This is a genomic window from Clostridium thermopalmarium DSM 5974 (assembly GCF_002995795.1).
Lineage (GTDB): Bacteria > Bacillota > Clostridia > Clostridiales > Clostridiaceae > Clostridium_H > Clostridium_H thermopalmarium.
On record NZ_PVXN01000004.1, the window covers coordinates 61,208 to 76,963 of the forward strand.

Consider the following 15,756-nt stretch of genomic DNA (forward strand, 5'->3'; position numbering starts at 1 on the left):
TTCCTTCTCAAAAATAATATTATTTTCTTACATACTTTTGCTTTTCTTCTAATATACTTATTGCCTTTACAACTCCATCTATGATAGCTTCAGGCCTTGCTGCACAACCTGGAACATAAACATCCACAGGTAGTACCTTGTCTACTCCTCCTGCAACGTTATAGCATTCAGCAAATATTCCACCTGATGAAGCACATGTACCTACTGCAACCACAACCTTAGGTTCAGCCATTTGTTCATAAAGCTGCTTAACTACTGATCTATTTTCCTCATTAATGCTCCCTGTAATTAAAAAAATATCAGCATGCTTTGGATTACCTGTATTTATAATTCCAAATCTTTCCACATCGTACAATGGAGTTAAAGTAGCAAGTACCTCTATATCGCATCCATTACAGCTACTTCCATCATAGTGTAAAATCCATGGTGATTTTTTTACTGAACTCATACTTACACCTACCTAAATATTGATAAGATTACAAGATTTACAGTTCCTAGAATTCCTACTATAATCCATGTTGATTTCAATGCAAACTGCCACTTCACTCTAGCAAAACCATTATCTATGATAATTTCAAGTATATATGCTGCTATGCATGGTATAATTGCTAGTAGACGACCTAATGTAGATGAGGTTGCAAAAAACAGATATATAAGAGTAAAAGCTATAATTGTCTCATACCAATGTGTCACTTCAATAACAGCTAAATCCCTACCTGAATATTCTGTTGTTATTCCTTTCACTATCTCTTGATGCCCATGATGTGACATACTTAAGTCAAATGGTGACTTTCTTAATTTAAATGTTAATATATAAAGCATTCCTAAAAATATTCCAGGCAAATAAATTATAGCAGGAGTCTTGTTTGAAATAATATCTCTAACAAAAAAGCTTTTATCTGCATAATATAACCCTATTCCTGTAAGAAGAACCATAGGCTCATAGGCCATTAGCTGAAGCATTTCTCTTTGTGAACCAATAATACTGTAAGGAGAATTAGAAGCATATCCGCCTAGTATAAAAAAAGTAGAACTTAGGGTAAGTGAAAATATTGCAATTAGTATATCTCCTCCAACTAGTAAAATCACTGAAGAAAATATAACAAATATTAAAGCAACATAAACATAAAAGCGATACACTGTATTAACTTCTATTGACTCCTTACCTAAAAGCTTTATAACATCATAAAAAGGTTGTAATAATGGTGGACCTTGTCTTCCTTGCATCCTTGCTGAAATTATTCTATCAATTCCAGTAATCAGTCCTCCTATAAATGGTGCTATGATAATAATGGTCATTATTTTTAAAATCATTATCATATTACCATACCTCCAATAATAAGAATAACTCCTAAGCTTAAAATACTAATTGAAATAATATTGCTCCAGAATGTTAGCTTTGTTCTATTAAATATATCTTCCATATACCAGTTGCAAAGCTCAACTTTACGATTAATTCCTAGAGCACCATTAAAGGATTCATTGTCTCCTATGTTTTCTCCACCCATATATATAGGAGCTATCCTACGTTTGTCCTTCTTATGTATAGGGATGAAGCTTATAGGTAATATTATTAACATACTAAGCATTATAATCATTATATTTACGTCGCTTGAACTGATAGGTACTGCTATTTCTCCTCGAAACAATGATGATAAATATGGTATAATTACGTATTTAGATATAAATGGAAAACTAAAGCATGCTAAAGCTACTAATACAGTTTGAATAAAAATAGGTACTTCTTCATCTAAATGGAAAGTATGCTTTATCTGCACTTTTCTATTAGTATTTGCTACAAGTTTTCCCAGCCACTTTGTCCAATAAAAAAGTGTTGCAGCACTTCCATAAGTAAGTATAAGAACTGTTAATATATTTTTTGAGTCTATGAATGCTTTCATGGCCACCCACTTTGATATAAGCATTCCAAAAGGAGCAAGATACATTCCAGCAATTCCAATAATCATATATAAAGAAAGTCTTCTTGACAAGTATTTTAACCTGTCCATATCTTCTACATTTCTACTTCCCAATTGATGTTCTGCAGATCCAACTGATAAAAATAATAAAGATTTAGATATAGAATGAAATATAACAAGCAGTATAGCAGCCCATAATGACTCCTCAGTGCCTATGCCAGCACAAATTACAATAAGTCCCAAGTTAGCTATGGTTGAGTAGGCTAGAACTTTCTTACCATCGCTTTGGGTAATAGCTATAAGCGAACCAATAAGAAATGTAACAGCTCCTATTAAAACAATAATTTTCCCAACAACTGTATTTCCTAGTAAAGGTGAAAGTCTTATTAAAAGATAAACACCTGCTTTTACCATGGTTGCAGAATGAAGTAAAGCTGAAGAAGGTGTTGGAGCTACCATTGCTCCAAGAAGCCAAGATGAAAATGGAAACTGTGCAGATTTTGTAATAGCAGCAATACACAGAAGAAATACGCTAACAATGGCTACTTTCCCTGGTTTCATTGTAGTAATTACAGAAAGCTCAAGAGTATTAAGATTCATGCCGATTAATACTATGGCAACAGCAAATGCAAATCCTCCTCCTAAATTTATAGCTAAAGCCCTAAAGGAATTATTTTTTGCTTCTTCAGTTTTTGTATATCCAATAAGAAGATAAGAACAAAAGGAAGTTATCTCCCAGAAGAAATACATCCATATTAAATTATTGCTTAAAACTAACCCAAACATTGCTGATAAGAAAAGAAATATTACACTGAGAAAAAAATTTTTTCTTTCTTCATACTCCTTATGATGAATATGATACCATTTCATATAACCTACAGCATATAAACATATTAGACTTCCTATGACTCCAACAATAAATACCATTATTGCAGTTAGTTTGTCAAAAGCAAATACTGATATAATCTCTATATCATGCTCTTGAGTAAGCTCAAACCAAATAAGCAGCGGTGTTTGAAAAGCTGCAAAAACAGTTACAAGATACTTTCTGTTTTTTATACTTATATATATTATATAGATAGCAATAAGTATCTCAATAGCCATCATTAAATAATCAATAGTTTTTTCCATTGAGATTGATAAATATGAAATTTCATCAAAATTTTTACAAACAATAATAAATGTTAATACACAAGTAATCAATGCAGAAGCCCTGCATATTAGATTTCTTATATTATCATTTTTTAATAAAAAAATAATAATAGCTGATAGCAACGGAAATAATATTAATGCCAGAATCATTTTCTCAACTCACCACCTAATTCTTAAATTTTAATAAGTTAAGGCCTTAACTTGAATAAAATACTTCTTTATTTTATAAAGATATAATAAGTTTTCTAACACAATTCAGAAAATTTGATAATATTTTAACGTTATTCACATATTATCATATAGCAATTTTATTGTAAAATAATGCGAATGATTAAATTAAATGAAAATAGCTTTAATTTTTCTAGTTTTATAATATATCCTTCAGTCTCTATTATTCTTTAAATTTTTCATAATTTATATTAATTTTGCACTATTTTAAATTTTGTGTATGCACATTTTCAAATTCTTATTTATATTTCTTATTTTACTTATAAATAAAATAAAAAAATATAAACACATATCCATAAAATGTATATCATTATATCTTTATATATATATTGTAATCTGAAAAATAAATACCCAATGCCAATTGGCATTGGGTATTTATTTTATATCTGTTTTCCGCTAGCAACTTCTTCTATAGCTTCTTTTACATCCTCTATTTTTCTTTCTTCCTTCTTTAAATTTTTTTCTGCTACAGCAAGCATTAATTTTATTCTGTTTATTTGATTTACTTCACTAGCACCTGGGTCATAGTCAATAGCAACTATATTTGTTTCCTTATATCTTCTTTTAAGTTCTTTTATAACACCTTTTCCTGTTACATGGTTTGGAAGACATGCAAAAGGTTGAAGACATACTATATTTTTAACACCGCTATGAATAAGTTCAACCATTTCTGCAGTTAAGAACCATCCTTCTCCTGTTTGATTTCCTATAGAAAGAATAGGCTCTGCCCCTTCTGCAAGTTCTTTTATAGTTGAAGGTGCATCAAATCTTTTACTTCTTTCTAAAGCCTTTTTCATATCCTTTCTAAAATACTCTATAACCCATATAGCAGCATCACTCATGATTTTAGCTTTAAGACTTCCTGATAAATATTTATACTTAAAGGTTTCATCATAGGCACAATACAAGAAAAAGTCAGTAAGATCTGGAACTACAGCTTCAGCCCCTTCACTTTCTAGAATTCCAACAATATCATTATTTGCAGTTGGATGATATTTTACAAGAATTTCACCAACTACTCCTACTCTTGGCTTCTTAATATCAACAATTTCTAAATTATCAAAGTCTTCCACTATATCATACACGTATTTTTTAGCAAGCTTAAAGTTTCCTTCTCTTATAACTTTTTTGCACTTCTCTATCCAACTTTCGTAAAGAAGGTTAGCAGAACCTTTTACCTTTTCATAAGGTCTTACTCTATATAGAACTCTCATGAATAAATCTCCAAATAACAATGCTGTTAAAGCTTTTCTTACTAATGAGTAAGAAATAGTAAATCCTGGATTACTTTCAAGTCCTACATAGTTTAAAGATATAACTGGCACCTGACTAAAGCCAGCCTCTTTTAAAGCTTTTCTTAAAAATCCTATATAATTACTTGCTCTGCATCCTCCTCCTGTTTGAGTTATTATAAGAGAAGTGTTATTTGGATCATACTTTCCTGATTTTAAAGCTTCTATCATCTGCCCTACAACTATAATAGAAGGATAACAAGCATCATTATTTACATATTTTAATCCTTCTTCAACAGCTCCTTTATCGACTGATGGAAGAACCTCCATATTATAACCTGAAGAAGAGAAAGCCTCTTGTACAAATTGAAAATGAATTGGTGACATTTGCGGAGCCAAAATAGTATGCTTTTTCTTCATTTCCTTTGTAAAAGGTATTTTTTCAATGGTCTTATACTCATTCTTAGGCTTAATTCCCATTCTTTCTCTTTCATCCATAGCCGCCTTTAAAGAACGTATTCTTATTCTTGCTGCTCCTAGATTGCTTACTTCATCAATTTTTAATAGAGTATATATCTTATTGTGTCCCTTTAATATTTCTTCAACCTGATCTGTAGTTACTGCATCTAATCCGCATCCAAATGATGTGAGTTGCACAAGCTCTAGATTTTCCTTGGTTGCAACAAAATGAGCCGCTGCATATAGTCTTGAGTGATAAACCCACTGATCCACAACTCTTAAAGGTCTTTCTACAACACCTAGATGAGCTACAGAATCTTCTGTTAAAACTGCCATATCGTATTCTGTTATTAAGTTTGCTATTCCATGTTGTATCTCAGGATCTATGTGATATGGTCTTCCTGCAAGGACTATACCTTTTTTACCTGTTTCTTCTAAATACGTTAGTACTTCCTCACCTTTCATTCTTATATCATTTCTACAGTTCTCTCTTTCTGCCCAAGCTTTATGTGTAGCCTCAAATATTTCCTTCTTAGAAATGCCTAAAATAGCAAACTCTTTATACAATCTTTTTGCAAGCCTTTTCTCATCATCCATTGAAAGGAAAGGTGATATAAATCTTATATTCTTTTCTCTTAGAATATCTACGTTATTTCTTATAACCTCAGGATATGAAGTTACTATAGGGCAGCTATATTTGTTATCTGCTCCTTCTTGCTCTTTTTTATCCACTGGTATACATGGGTAAAAGATTATATCAACCTCTTTTTCTACTAAATCCATAATATGACCATGGACTAATTTAGCAGGATAACAAACAGATTCTGAAGGTATAGTCTCCATTCCCATCTCATAAACTTCTTTTGATGATCTTCTAGATATCTCAACTCTAAATCCAAGTTCATTAAAAAAGGTAAACCAGAAAGGATAATTTTCATACATATTTAAGACCCTTGGTATTCCTACAGTCCCTCTTTTTGCTTCTTCTTTGCTTAAAGGAGTATAATTAAATACTCTATTGTATTTATAGTCATAAAGATTTGGAATTTCCTTACTCTTCTTGCCCCTGTTAGCCCCTTTTTCACATCTATTTCCTGATACAAATATTCCTCCATCAGAAAATTTATTTATAGTTAGAAGGCAGTTATTCCCACAGCGACCACATCGAGCCATACTAGTTTTTACTTCTAATCTGTCTAACTCTTCTAGGCCTATTAAAGTTGACTTATATCCTTGTGTATATCTTTCATTAGCTATTAATGCTGCTCCAAAAGCCCCCATTAACCCAGATATATCTGGCCTGATAGCCTCTCTTCCAGATATAAGTTCAAAACTTCTAAGAACTGAATCATTGTAAAAGGTTCCCCCCTGTACAATAATCTTTTCTCCCATATCTTTAGGGTTTCTAATTTTTATAACCTTATATAAAGCATTTTTTATTACCGAATAGGATAGCCCTGCAGAAATATCACCTACAGTTGCTCCCTCTTTTTGAGCTTGTTTAACTCTTGAATTCATAAAAACAGTACACCTTGAACCAAGGTCAACTGGTTCCTTTGAAAATATGGCTGTCTTTGCAAATTCTTCAACAGTCATATCTAGAGATTTTGCAAAAGTTTCTATAAAAGAACCACATCCTGCAGAACATGCTTCATTTAGCATTATGCTATCTATTACTCCGTCCTTTACCTTAATGAATTTCATGTCCTGTCCACCGATATCTAAAATTGCTTCCACACCAGGCAAAAAGAAATTAGCTGCTTTATAGTGAGCTATAGTTTCAATTTCGCCAATGTCTATTTTAAGCCCACTCTTTATTAGACTTTCTCCGTATCCTGTTACTGCACTATTTACTATTTTAGCCTTTGGAGGAAGCTTGCCATAAATATCTTTTAATATCTTTTTAGTGATTGTCAGTGGACTACCCTCATTACTTCCATAATAAGAATATAATAAAGAACCGTCTTTTCCTATTAAAACAGCTTTTGTAGTTGTAGATCCTGCATCTATTCCTAAGAAACAATCACCTTCATATTTTGAAAGTTCAGCTCTTTTAACTGTGTATTTTGAATGTCTATCCTTGAATTCATCTAACTCTTTTTTATCTTTAAAAAGAGCTCTCAACCTACTTACTTCATGTGTTACAGCATCTTTAAGCTCTGGAAGTTTCTCATGAAGTGACTTAAATGAAATCTCATTTACCTCTTTAGAACTTAAAGCCGCACCCATAGCCACAAAAAGCTGCGAGTTTTCTGGGAAAATCACCTCATCCTCTTTAAGTTTTAATGTTTCTATAAATCTCTCTCTAAGTTCTGATAAAAAATATAGTGGTCCTCCTAAAAATGCTACATTTCCTCTTATAGGTTTACCGCATGCAAGTCCACTAATAGTCTGATTAACTACTGCTTGGAATACAGAAGCTGCTAGATCCTCCTTTGCCGCTCCCTCGTTTAAAAGAGGTTGTATATCGCTTTTTGCAAAAACTCCACATCGTGAAGCTATAGGATAAATTACTTTATACTTCTTTGCCATTTCATTTAACCCTTGAGCATCTGTTTGAAGCAATGATGCCATTTGGTCTATAAAGGCTCCAGTACCACCTGCACATGTTCCATTCATTCGTTGTTCTATACCATCTTTAAAATAGGTTATCTTAGCGTCTTCTCCACCAAGCTCAATAACTACATCTGTTTCAGGTATAAATCTTTCCACAGTCTTAGTTGATGCAATTACCTCTTGGATAAAAGGTACATCTAACCATTTTGATACTGCAAGTCCACCTGAACCCGTTATCATTATGGTTATTCTGCTGTCATTAAATTTTATATACGCTTCTTCAATTAAATCAACAATAGTGCTTTTGATGTCTGAGAAATGACGTTTATATCTGCTATAAATTAAATCATCATTCTCATTCAAAGCTACTAATTTAACTGTTGTTGAACCTATATCCAATCCTAAATGTAATTTTTTCCTCATATCTTCCTTCCTACTCTTTTCATTTTTGTATATCACTTAAAGAAGTATAAATAACTTCTTAAATCATAAATTATTGTAATTGAACTCGTCAATTAACTAATTATAAAGTTTTTAATTATTTTTTTCAATGTCAGGTTTTGCTCCTTTTTCTCACATTTTTTTAATATATTTCTGATTTATTAATATTAATATGAACTATCTACCCTAATCTATGATTTATTTTTATTATCTCTTAATACTCTCCTAGCTTTAACATTATTTTTTTTAATTCATATAATGAATTAGAACATCTTAGGAGTTGATGTTATGAGAGAATTAAGGTTGTCTCATGTTTATATGAATTATCATACTTTACAAGGTGAAACTAAGGCATTAGAAGATATTTCTTTTTCAGTGCATGATGGCGAATTCGTAAGTATTGTAGGACCTTCAGGCTGTGGTAAATCTACTGTTTTAAACATTATTGCACAACTTTTAACTCCGTCAAGCGGTGAAGTATTAGTGGATAATAAAAATCTTATTGAAACCAATCTGAAAATAGGATACATGTTTCAAAAAGATCAGCTATTTGAATGGTTAACCGTATGGGATAACGTACTTCTAGGACTTAAAATACAGCATAAAGTAAATGAAGAAAATGAAGCCAAAGTTACAAAACTTCTTAAGAATTATAATCTTTGGGATTTTAAAAATCATTACCCAAATCAATTATCTGGAGGAATGCGTCAAAGGGTAGCCTTAATAAGAACTCTTGCCTTAGACCCTAGTATACTTTTATTAGATGAACCTTTCTCTGCTCTTGATTACCAAAGTAGACTGAATGCAAGTGATGAAATATATAAAATTATAAAACATGAAAAGAAAACTGCTATTATGGTTACACATGATATAGCAGAAGCTATTTTTATAAAAATATTACTATTAAAAAAATTCCTACATTATTATATATACTATATTATACTTATAATAATTACTTTATAATTCAGTAAGATATACTTTATAAAATGGCCAAATTGACATCAGTTCATTTTCTTAACCTTATCTAAAGCTATGCTTAAAATAATTCAAATAAATTCTGATAAAATAAAAAGCCTTAGATTAGCTCTAAGACTTAGTTTTCTCTATTCCTATAGGAGATAAGTTTGTAAACTTTCCTTGTTCTTGTGCTTGTTTAAGAATACTATTATAAATTTGTTCTATTTCTTCCGGACTTGTAATTCCAACCCTGTCCTCCTCTGCTGTATAATCCTCATAATACCGTTTAGCTTCCATATGTTCATTTATCAAAGTCCTCAATACAATGATTAACTCGCTGTCTGCTAGTTCTATTTTCATATTATTCACCCTTTCACTTCTAATAATAAAAAATATTCTATGCATATTGTAAAATTCCTCTATTTGTATGGTAAAAATTCGTTTATAATTTGTAAATCAGCTATTTAATTCCTTTTCTTTAATTGAATCTTCTATTATAAGCTCTTTAGATACTTCTTTTTTCTGTTCCCACCAAATGTCAAACAAGGCATTAGTGAAGTTGATGCTGGCCTTTTCTAATGCTTCTGGATTAACAATTTCCACTGCAATTTTTTTCTTAGCCATATTAACTCCCCTTATTCCTTTTTATAACATAATATGTTTTAAAATATTTTCCTATGTCATTTTCAATAGATAATTACAAAAATAAAAATTAAAGCGAAAATAACTATATCTTCATTAAGCAGAAAGAAATGCTTTATATCTAATATTGAAGGTGATAAAATTAATTTATTAAGAGTAAAAATAAATATCAGTAGTTTAAAGCTTTTTAAATAAGATGAGAGCAAAGTCTAATCTTATTTTTATAAGGAGTGATGATAATGAAAGCAGCTATATACTCTAGAAAGTCTAAGTTTACAGGAAAAGGTGAATCTATTGAGAATCAAGTTCAATTATGTAAGGAATATGCTGCTAAATTAAACATAACCGAATATATAGTGTACGAGGATGAAGGCTTTAGCGGTAGTACTATAGATAGACCTCAGTTCAAAAGAATGTTAAAGGATGCTAAAGCTAAAAAATTTGATGTCCTTATTTGCTACAGATTAGATAGAATTAGCAGAAACATATCGGATTTTTCTAACCTTATAAATCAGCTTGAAGCTTTTAATATAGACTTTATTTCAATAAAAGAACAATTTGATACATCAACTCCTATGGGAAGGGCTATGATGTATATATCAAGTGTATTTGCTCAGCTAGAACGTGAAACTATTGCTGAGCGTATAAAAGATAATATGTACCAGCTAGCTCGTACTGGAAGATGGCTTGGAGGCAAAACTCCTATTGGATTCAAAAGTGAAGCTATAAAATACTTTGACAGCGAAATGAAGCCTAGAAAGATGTATAAACTCACTCCTATTCCCGAAGAACTTGAAATAGTGAAACTATTATTTGAAAAATATATTGAGCTTGGTGGGATTCATAAGTTGGAAGGATACTGCTTTGAGAATAATATAAAGTCTAGAAATGGCAATAACTTTAATATATCATCACTTATATTTATATTAACTAATCCTGTCTACGTTATAGCTGATAAGCTTTTTTATGAATACTGTGTATCTAAAAACATGGACATAGCCTCTAAAATAGATGATTTTAATGGTATTAATGGAGCTATGGTCTATAATAAAAGAACTGTTAAACCTGGGAAAAGTCTGAAACTTCGAGATACATCTAAGTGGATTGTAGCTATTGGTAAACATAAAGGAATTATCCCATCTAAAGATTGGATAATAGTTCAAAATCTACTAAATGAAAATAGTGTCAAAGCTCCAAGAGAAGGAACTAGTCGAATTTCTTTATTAACTCCCTTACTTGTGTGTGCTAACTGTGGTAATAAATTAAGAGCAGTTTATAAATACAGTAACGGTGAAGTTAAACATCATTACTATAAATGCCGACTTAAAGAACGTTCAAGGAGAACCCAATGCAACATACCTAATCTTAACGGAGCCGAAGCTGAAAAACTAGTAATAGAGGAGCTTAAAAGACTAGCTGTTAGCAGAAGAGCACTTGCTAAAAAATTGGATAAAACTAAAAAGAAAATAAATAGCAATTTTAAAAATGTAGATAATGAGAAAGAAAAATTAGAAAGGAATATAAAAGAATTAGAAAAATCCATAGAAAATTTGACTATACAACTTGCTCAAAATTCCTCTTCCACTTCCGCCCATTATATTATAAAACAAATTGAGAAATTTGATAAAGAATTAAACAATCTTAGACTTAAACTTAACGCTATTGAAGAAGAAAATAGTAATACCCTAGTAGAAAAAATAAATTTAGAAATACTGCAGCAACAATTAAGTAAATTTAAATCCAATGTAGATACTATGGATTTTGATATCAAGAAAAAATTACTTATGGGCATTGTTAAGGAAATCACATGGGATGGAGAGAAATTAAAAATAAACCTATTAGGAACTGATTAACCTCTTTTTTTATTATAGTTGCATTTATATAGATATAGCAGAAGCTATTTCCATGTCTAACAGAGTAATAATTTTATCTAAACGACCTGCTAGAATAAAAAAGATAGTAGATATTGAATTATGTAAAGAGCACGACTCTCCATTAAAATGCAGAGAATCTCCTGACTTTAGAGTGTATTTTAACATTATTTGGAGGGAGATGGATTTAAATGAATAATTCTAGCTTAGAACACCAAAATTATATAACTCAGATAAAGAAAAACAGAAGAAAGATAATGTCTGTGAGAATATTGATTTTGGTTGCTATATTCGCATTTTGGGAAATAGCTGGCGACATAGGCTTAATAGACCCCTTCCTAACTAGCACCCCATCTAGGATGTGGAAAAGCTTAGTAAAAATATATAGTGAAGGTACCTTATTTAAGCATATTTTGATTACATGCGGAGAAACTGTTCTAGGCTTTATATTGAGCACAATACTAGGTACTATTATAGCCACTCTCTTATGGTGGTCAGATTTTGCTTCAGATGTGCTGGATCCTTATCTTGTAGTTTTAAATGCTCTTCCTAAAGTTGCCCTAGCCCCTATTATTATATTCTGGGTAGGAAATGGAGTCAAAGCTATAGTACTAGTTACACTTTTAATATGTATAGTTACTACTATATTAGGAATATTAAATGGGTTTAGATCAGTAGATAAAGATAAAATTAAACTTTTAAAAACTTTTGGAGCAACAAAATTTCAAATTTTACGTTATCTTATAATACCAGCTAACTTTCCTACTTTAATATCTGTTTTAAAGATAAACGTTGGTCTCTCTTGGGTAGGAGTAATTATGGGAGAATTTTTGGTAGCTAAAGATGGTTTAGGCTTCTTAATCATATTTGGCGGTCAGGTTTCTCAATTAGATATGGTTATGATGAGTATATTAATACTTTCAATATTAGCCTTTTTTATGTATCAAATTGTAGCTATACTTGAAAAGCGTCTAGTACAAGGAAGCTCTCGCAAAGATTAGAAAATTTTTATAAACACTTTCTACATTTGAGAATATTTTCTTTAAAATCTGATAATAATTAAACATGAGCACTAGTATAGATGTGAGCTCATGTTTAATTATTTTTTGCTGGGTTTTAAGGAGGAAAATATGAGTTACTTCGAAAAAGCTAATGACCTATATAATAATAAAGAGTACGAAAAAGCCATAGCCGCATATAAAAAAGCTGTGCAATTTAGTGAAAACACCTCAGCTTCATTATATAATATTGCTGTATGCTTTATAAAACTTAACAACTATGAAAAAGCTATACCTCTATTAAAATCTGCCTTAAAAGAAAAGAAGGATAGTAGATACTTCTTTAATTTAGGCTATTGCTACGCAATGCTCAATGATTTAAAGAAAGCTTTAATATATTTTAATACTGCTTGGGCTTTAGATCATGAAGATTATGAATGTGAAAAAGCCATAAATTTAATTGTTAATAGTTATAAAGGCAGATAATAATTTACTTTTCCTTTCTATTAAAATGGTAACCCAAAGGAAGAGTTATGCTTTCTACAAATATAGAAAATAAAATAACTTTTCCTGCACTTCCTCTCAAAAAGATACTTATGCCTGCTAATAAAATAAATATGCATAGTGAAATAATTTTTAAACGATTACGTCTACTTTCACTTATTATAGGCTTATTATAATGATCAACTGGTGCATAAATAATAATAAGCACAATAGATAATAATATAATTATACCTTTTACATAAGTTGACAAGGTAAGTTTAGTTCCACACATAATAATAATGTACATTAAAATAAAACTACTTATAAGACATTGTAAATATGTATTATCATGATATCCTCCTGCCGCAGATCTTAATATGGTAAAGGATAATAAAGCTAATACGAAATATTTGGTAAGAGATAATATGCTGAAAACTACTAAATATATTAATATCTTAGAAATTTCGCTTAAAAAACACTCTAATCCAAATTCAATCTTTTTTAGCTCTATATTGGTTAAAGAAGAATTATTCTCATATATAATGTTTGTTAATTTTTTAGCTATTTTTTTCATAATATCCCTTCTTTAGTTTTAAGATAATAAGAAACTCCGTTTCTTCCTCTGAAGAAAAAAAAGTAATATCTCCTCCATTTTTCTTAACAAGTCGTTCTACAATAAATAATCCAAAACCATGATCCTTCTTATTATCGATTTTAGTAGAAAATCCCTTTTCAAATATTCTAGTCCTATTTTCTTCTGGTATCATTGGTCCATTATTAGCTATGGATAAGTTATACTTATTATTCTCTATATACCCATATAAAGAAACCACTTTTTTTCTTTCTCTTGTATCCTTCAAAACTGCCTGAAATGCATTATCTATAATATTTGATATAATTGCAACCAAATCATTATCGTTTATATCAACTGCCTCTAATGAAGACTCAAAGTCTACATCTAAACAAATATTATTTTCAAAAGCATAATTGCTCTTAACAGCAATCAATCCGTCTATATATGTATTTCCTGTATCGCAAAATTTATAGGAAGAATTTAAGTTAGCAATAGAATTCTTTAAATAATTCTTTATCTTTTCGGTTGTATCTGGCTTATTTAAAACGCACATAGCATACACTGTATTTATATGATTAGAAAAATCATGTTTTTCTCTTCTAATTATATCCATTATAGCTTCAAGATTATTTATATATTCTTCTTTAACTTGATATTTATGTTTTATATTCATTAATTCTAACATCTTCTTATAGTTAATTATTCCGATTATTAAAAAAAAGACAAATAATAAAAATAATAAGATATTATATAATAGCATATTGACCCTATTTGAGTTAATAAAATTAACGCTTATAATAACTAATCCTACAAGCATCATATTTAAAGCCCAATAAGCAATATTTCCATCATTTATATCACTATCGGATAAATTTAAAGTATACTTATCACTCCTACCTACTGTAGCCATAAATAATAATCCTTCCGCAATCTTTACAGACACAGCAAATGGAAGTCTTATCCTTTGTAGTTCTTCTGCATTAAAAAGATTAATTCCACTTATATTAGAAGCTAAAACTATAACAATTAATTCAAAGACTATAAAATATATATGGTAAGCAAGCACCCCTATAAAAGAAACTTTTATTTTTGTTGAGGTGAGCATTGATAATACCATCACAACTAATACCATAATAAAAAAAGTGTGATATACAGTTGGAACAGAAATTGAAATCCAACTAGAAAATATGGCATAAATTAATACAAACAACACTATTTTTAACTTTTCCTTCTTAAAATAATACAACTTTTGTATTAATGTTAAATATATTAAAATTATATCAACCGCTTCAATGGTGCAAATTAACATTTCCACAAAAAAATTTTTTACGTCCATATGTACTATCCTCCTAAAAATATGAGATGCTTATTGATTATATATTTGACAAGCATCTCATATCCATCCAATATGCTTATTAAACAGTGCTTTTATTTAATAAGCTCTTTTGGACATTGAGGTTGATGCAATAATAAAGCTGAAGTACTTGAAGCTGCACTGACACCTATCACTAAAGCTAGACATCCTAGTGCTCTCAAGGATCTGTTTTGAAGAACTTTTAATAATTTTTTCATAACAAAATACCCCCTAAATTATTTAATTATGTTTGTTATATGAACATAGATTTCCCTCAATCTATTGGAATACAATAGATTTAACACAAGCACGTTATCTATTAGGAGGAAGAGAGAAATCAATGAACAAAGCTAATAAAAATGAAATATCCATAAAACACATATCTCAATATTTGTTTAGAAGCTTTAATTTGAAAGTATCTCATGGGACTATTGCAAATTGGACTAAAAGCTTAACGTGTACTTAAAATTTAATAAGTTGCCAAGATATGTGGACTCGTTAACTCTTGACGAATAGTATGCATATAAAATTTTTGTATTTATAAATGGTAAGCGCCATTACATATGGCTTGTTATAGATTATGAAAGTCGATTAGTTATTTTTTTATTATTTGTATCAGTTCATATAGAGATGCAAAATATGCTTTAGCTTATTCTATAATGCCAAAACCTAGAGTCACCTACAGCAATAGTTATGGAGAAGCTTTCATTATACATATAATGTTTAAATAAAATCACTATTTAAAAAAGTAGTCCTCACATAAAAGTACAATCTTTTTAAAAAATTTATTTATGCGTTTGACTTTTTAGACAAATTATGTATAATTATATAACTCCTTCTTAATAATATAATACATCATATAAAAAATATGTCAATATTGTTTTAATTTT

14 protein-coding genes and 1 pseudogene are annotated in these 15,756 nt (G+C 30.0%); 6 read left to right on the plus strand and 9 right to left on the minus strand.

Going from position 1 to position 15,756, the window contains the following annotated elements:
- Positions 1-19 precede the first annotated feature (19 nt).
- From CPAL_RS00565 to CPAL_RS00580, 4 genes are all read right to left on the minus strand, one after another.
- The gene (locus CPAL_RS00565; RefSeq protein ID WP_061857117.1) at positions 20-448 is read right to left on the minus strand and encodes an NADH-quinone oxidoreductase subunit B family protein; all 429 of its coding nucleotides are present in this window, start codon (positions 446-448) and stop codon (positions 20-22) included.
- A gap of 8 nt (positions 449-456) precedes the next feature.
- Complete coding sequence (locus CPAL_RS00570) at positions 457-1,320, minus strand: respiratory chain complex I subunit 1 family protein (RefSeq protein WP_061857118.1); 864 nt, start codon at positions 1,318-1,320, stop codon at positions 457-459.
- Entirely contained in the window at positions 1,317-3,221 is a 1,905-nt protein-coding gene (locus CPAL_RS00575) for an NADH-quinone oxidoreductase subunit 5 family protein (RefSeq protein WP_061857119.1), read from the minus strand. Before CPAL_RS00575 ends, CPAL_RS00570 begins: the two co-directional genes overlap by 4 nt.
- Positions 3,222-3,679: 458 nt before the next feature.
- Positions 3,680-7,969 carry a 2-hydroxyacyl-CoA dehydratase gene (locus CPAL_RS00580; RefSeq protein ID WP_106023857.1) on the minus strand — a complete coding sequence of 1,430 codons (4,290 nt, stop codon included), beginning with the start codon at positions 7,967-7,969 and terminating at the stop codon, positions 3,680-3,682.
- Between the two features lie 306 nt (positions 7,970-8,275).
- Here CPAL_RS00580 and CPAL_RS00585 point away from each other — a divergent pair, with 306 nt between their 5' ends.
- The gene (locus tag CPAL_RS00585) at positions 8,276-8,950 is read left to right on the plus strand and encodes an ABC transporter ATP-binding protein (protein WP_082787792.1); all 675 of its coding nucleotides are present in this window, start codon (positions 8,276-8,278) and stop codon (positions 8,948-8,950) included.
- Between the two features lie 123 nt (positions 8,951-9,073).
- On the opposite strand, the gene CPAL_RS00590 is transcribed toward CPAL_RS00585, so the two are convergent.
- The gene (locus CPAL_RS00590; protein WP_133241828.1) at positions 9,074-9,304 is read right to left on the minus strand and encodes a hypothetical protein; all 231 of its coding nucleotides are present in this window, start codon (positions 9,302-9,304) and stop codon (positions 9,074-9,076) included.
- Positions 9,305-9,400: 96 nt separating this feature from the next.
- The gene (locus CPAL_RS13800; RefSeq protein ID WP_156473353.1) at positions 9,401-9,568 is read right to left on the minus strand and encodes a hypothetical protein; all 168 of its coding nucleotides are present in this window, start codon (positions 9,566-9,568) and stop codon (positions 9,401-9,403) included.
- Positions 9,569-9,825: 257 nt separating this feature from the next.
- On the opposite strand from CPAL_RS13800, the gene CPAL_RS00595 reads away from it, so the two are divergent.
- The 4 genes and pseudogenes from CPAL_RS00595 to CPAL_RS00605 all read left to right on the plus strand — a co-directional run bounded on the left by CPAL_RS00595 (position 9,826) and on the right by CPAL_RS00605 (position 12,941).
- Positions 9,826-11,439, plus strand: a complete 1,614-nt coding sequence (locus CPAL_RS00595; RefSeq protein WP_061857122.1) for a recombinase family protein — start codon at positions 9,826-9,828, stop codon at positions 11,437-11,439.
- A gap of 31 nt (positions 11,440-11,470) precedes the next feature.
- Positions 11,471-11,656, plus strand: a pseudogene (locus CPAL_RS13805) (spermidine/putrescine ABC transporter ATP-binding protein); the annotation flags it as partial.
- Positions 11,649-12,458, plus strand: a complete 810-nt coding sequence (locus CPAL_RS00600) for an ABC transporter permease (RefSeq protein WP_165815372.1) — start codon at positions 11,649-11,651, stop codon at positions 12,456-12,458. The pseudogene CPAL_RS13805 and the gene CPAL_RS00600, both read left to right, overlap by 8 nt.
- Positions 12,459-12,587: 129 nt before the next feature.
- The gene (locus CPAL_RS00605) at positions 12,588-12,941 is read left to right on the plus strand and encodes a tetratricopeptide repeat protein (RefSeq protein ID WP_061857124.1); all 354 of its coding nucleotides are present in this window, start codon (positions 12,588-12,590) and stop codon (positions 12,939-12,941) included.
- Positions 12,942-12,945: 4 nt separating this feature from the next.
- Here the strand turns inward: CPAL_RS00605 and CPAL_RS00610 are convergent, their stop codons facing one another.
- The 3 genes from CPAL_RS00610 to CPAL_RS00620 form a co-directional block, all read right to left on the minus strand.
- The gene (locus tag CPAL_RS00610; protein WP_061857125.1) at positions 12,946-13,512 is read right to left on the minus strand and encodes an accessory gene regulator ArgB-like protein; all 567 of its coding nucleotides are present in this window, start codon (positions 13,510-13,512) and stop codon (positions 12,946-12,948) included.
- Positions 13,496-14,848: a sensor histidine kinase gene (locus CPAL_RS00615; RefSeq protein WP_106023858.1), complete on the minus strand. Its 1,353-nt coding sequence runs from the start codon at positions 14,846-14,848 to the stop codon at positions 13,496-13,498. Before CPAL_RS00615 ends, CPAL_RS00610 begins: the two co-directional genes overlap by 17 nt.
- A gap of 92 nt (positions 14,849-14,940) precedes the next feature.
- Positions 14,941-15,084: a cyclic lactone autoinducer peptide gene (locus CPAL_RS00620; RefSeq protein ID WP_106023859.1), complete on the minus strand. Its 144-nt coding sequence runs from the start codon at positions 15,082-15,084 to the stop codon at positions 14,941-14,943.
- A gap of 122 nt (positions 15,085-15,206) precedes the next feature.
- On the opposite strand from CPAL_RS00620, the gene CPAL_RS14155 reads away from it, so the two are divergent.
- Positions 15,207-15,332, plus strand: a complete 126-nt coding sequence (locus CPAL_RS14155) for a hypothetical protein (RefSeq protein WP_273093036.1) — start codon at positions 15,207-15,209, stop codon at positions 15,330-15,332.
- The last annotated feature ends 424 nt before the right edge of the window (positions 15,333-15,756 follow it).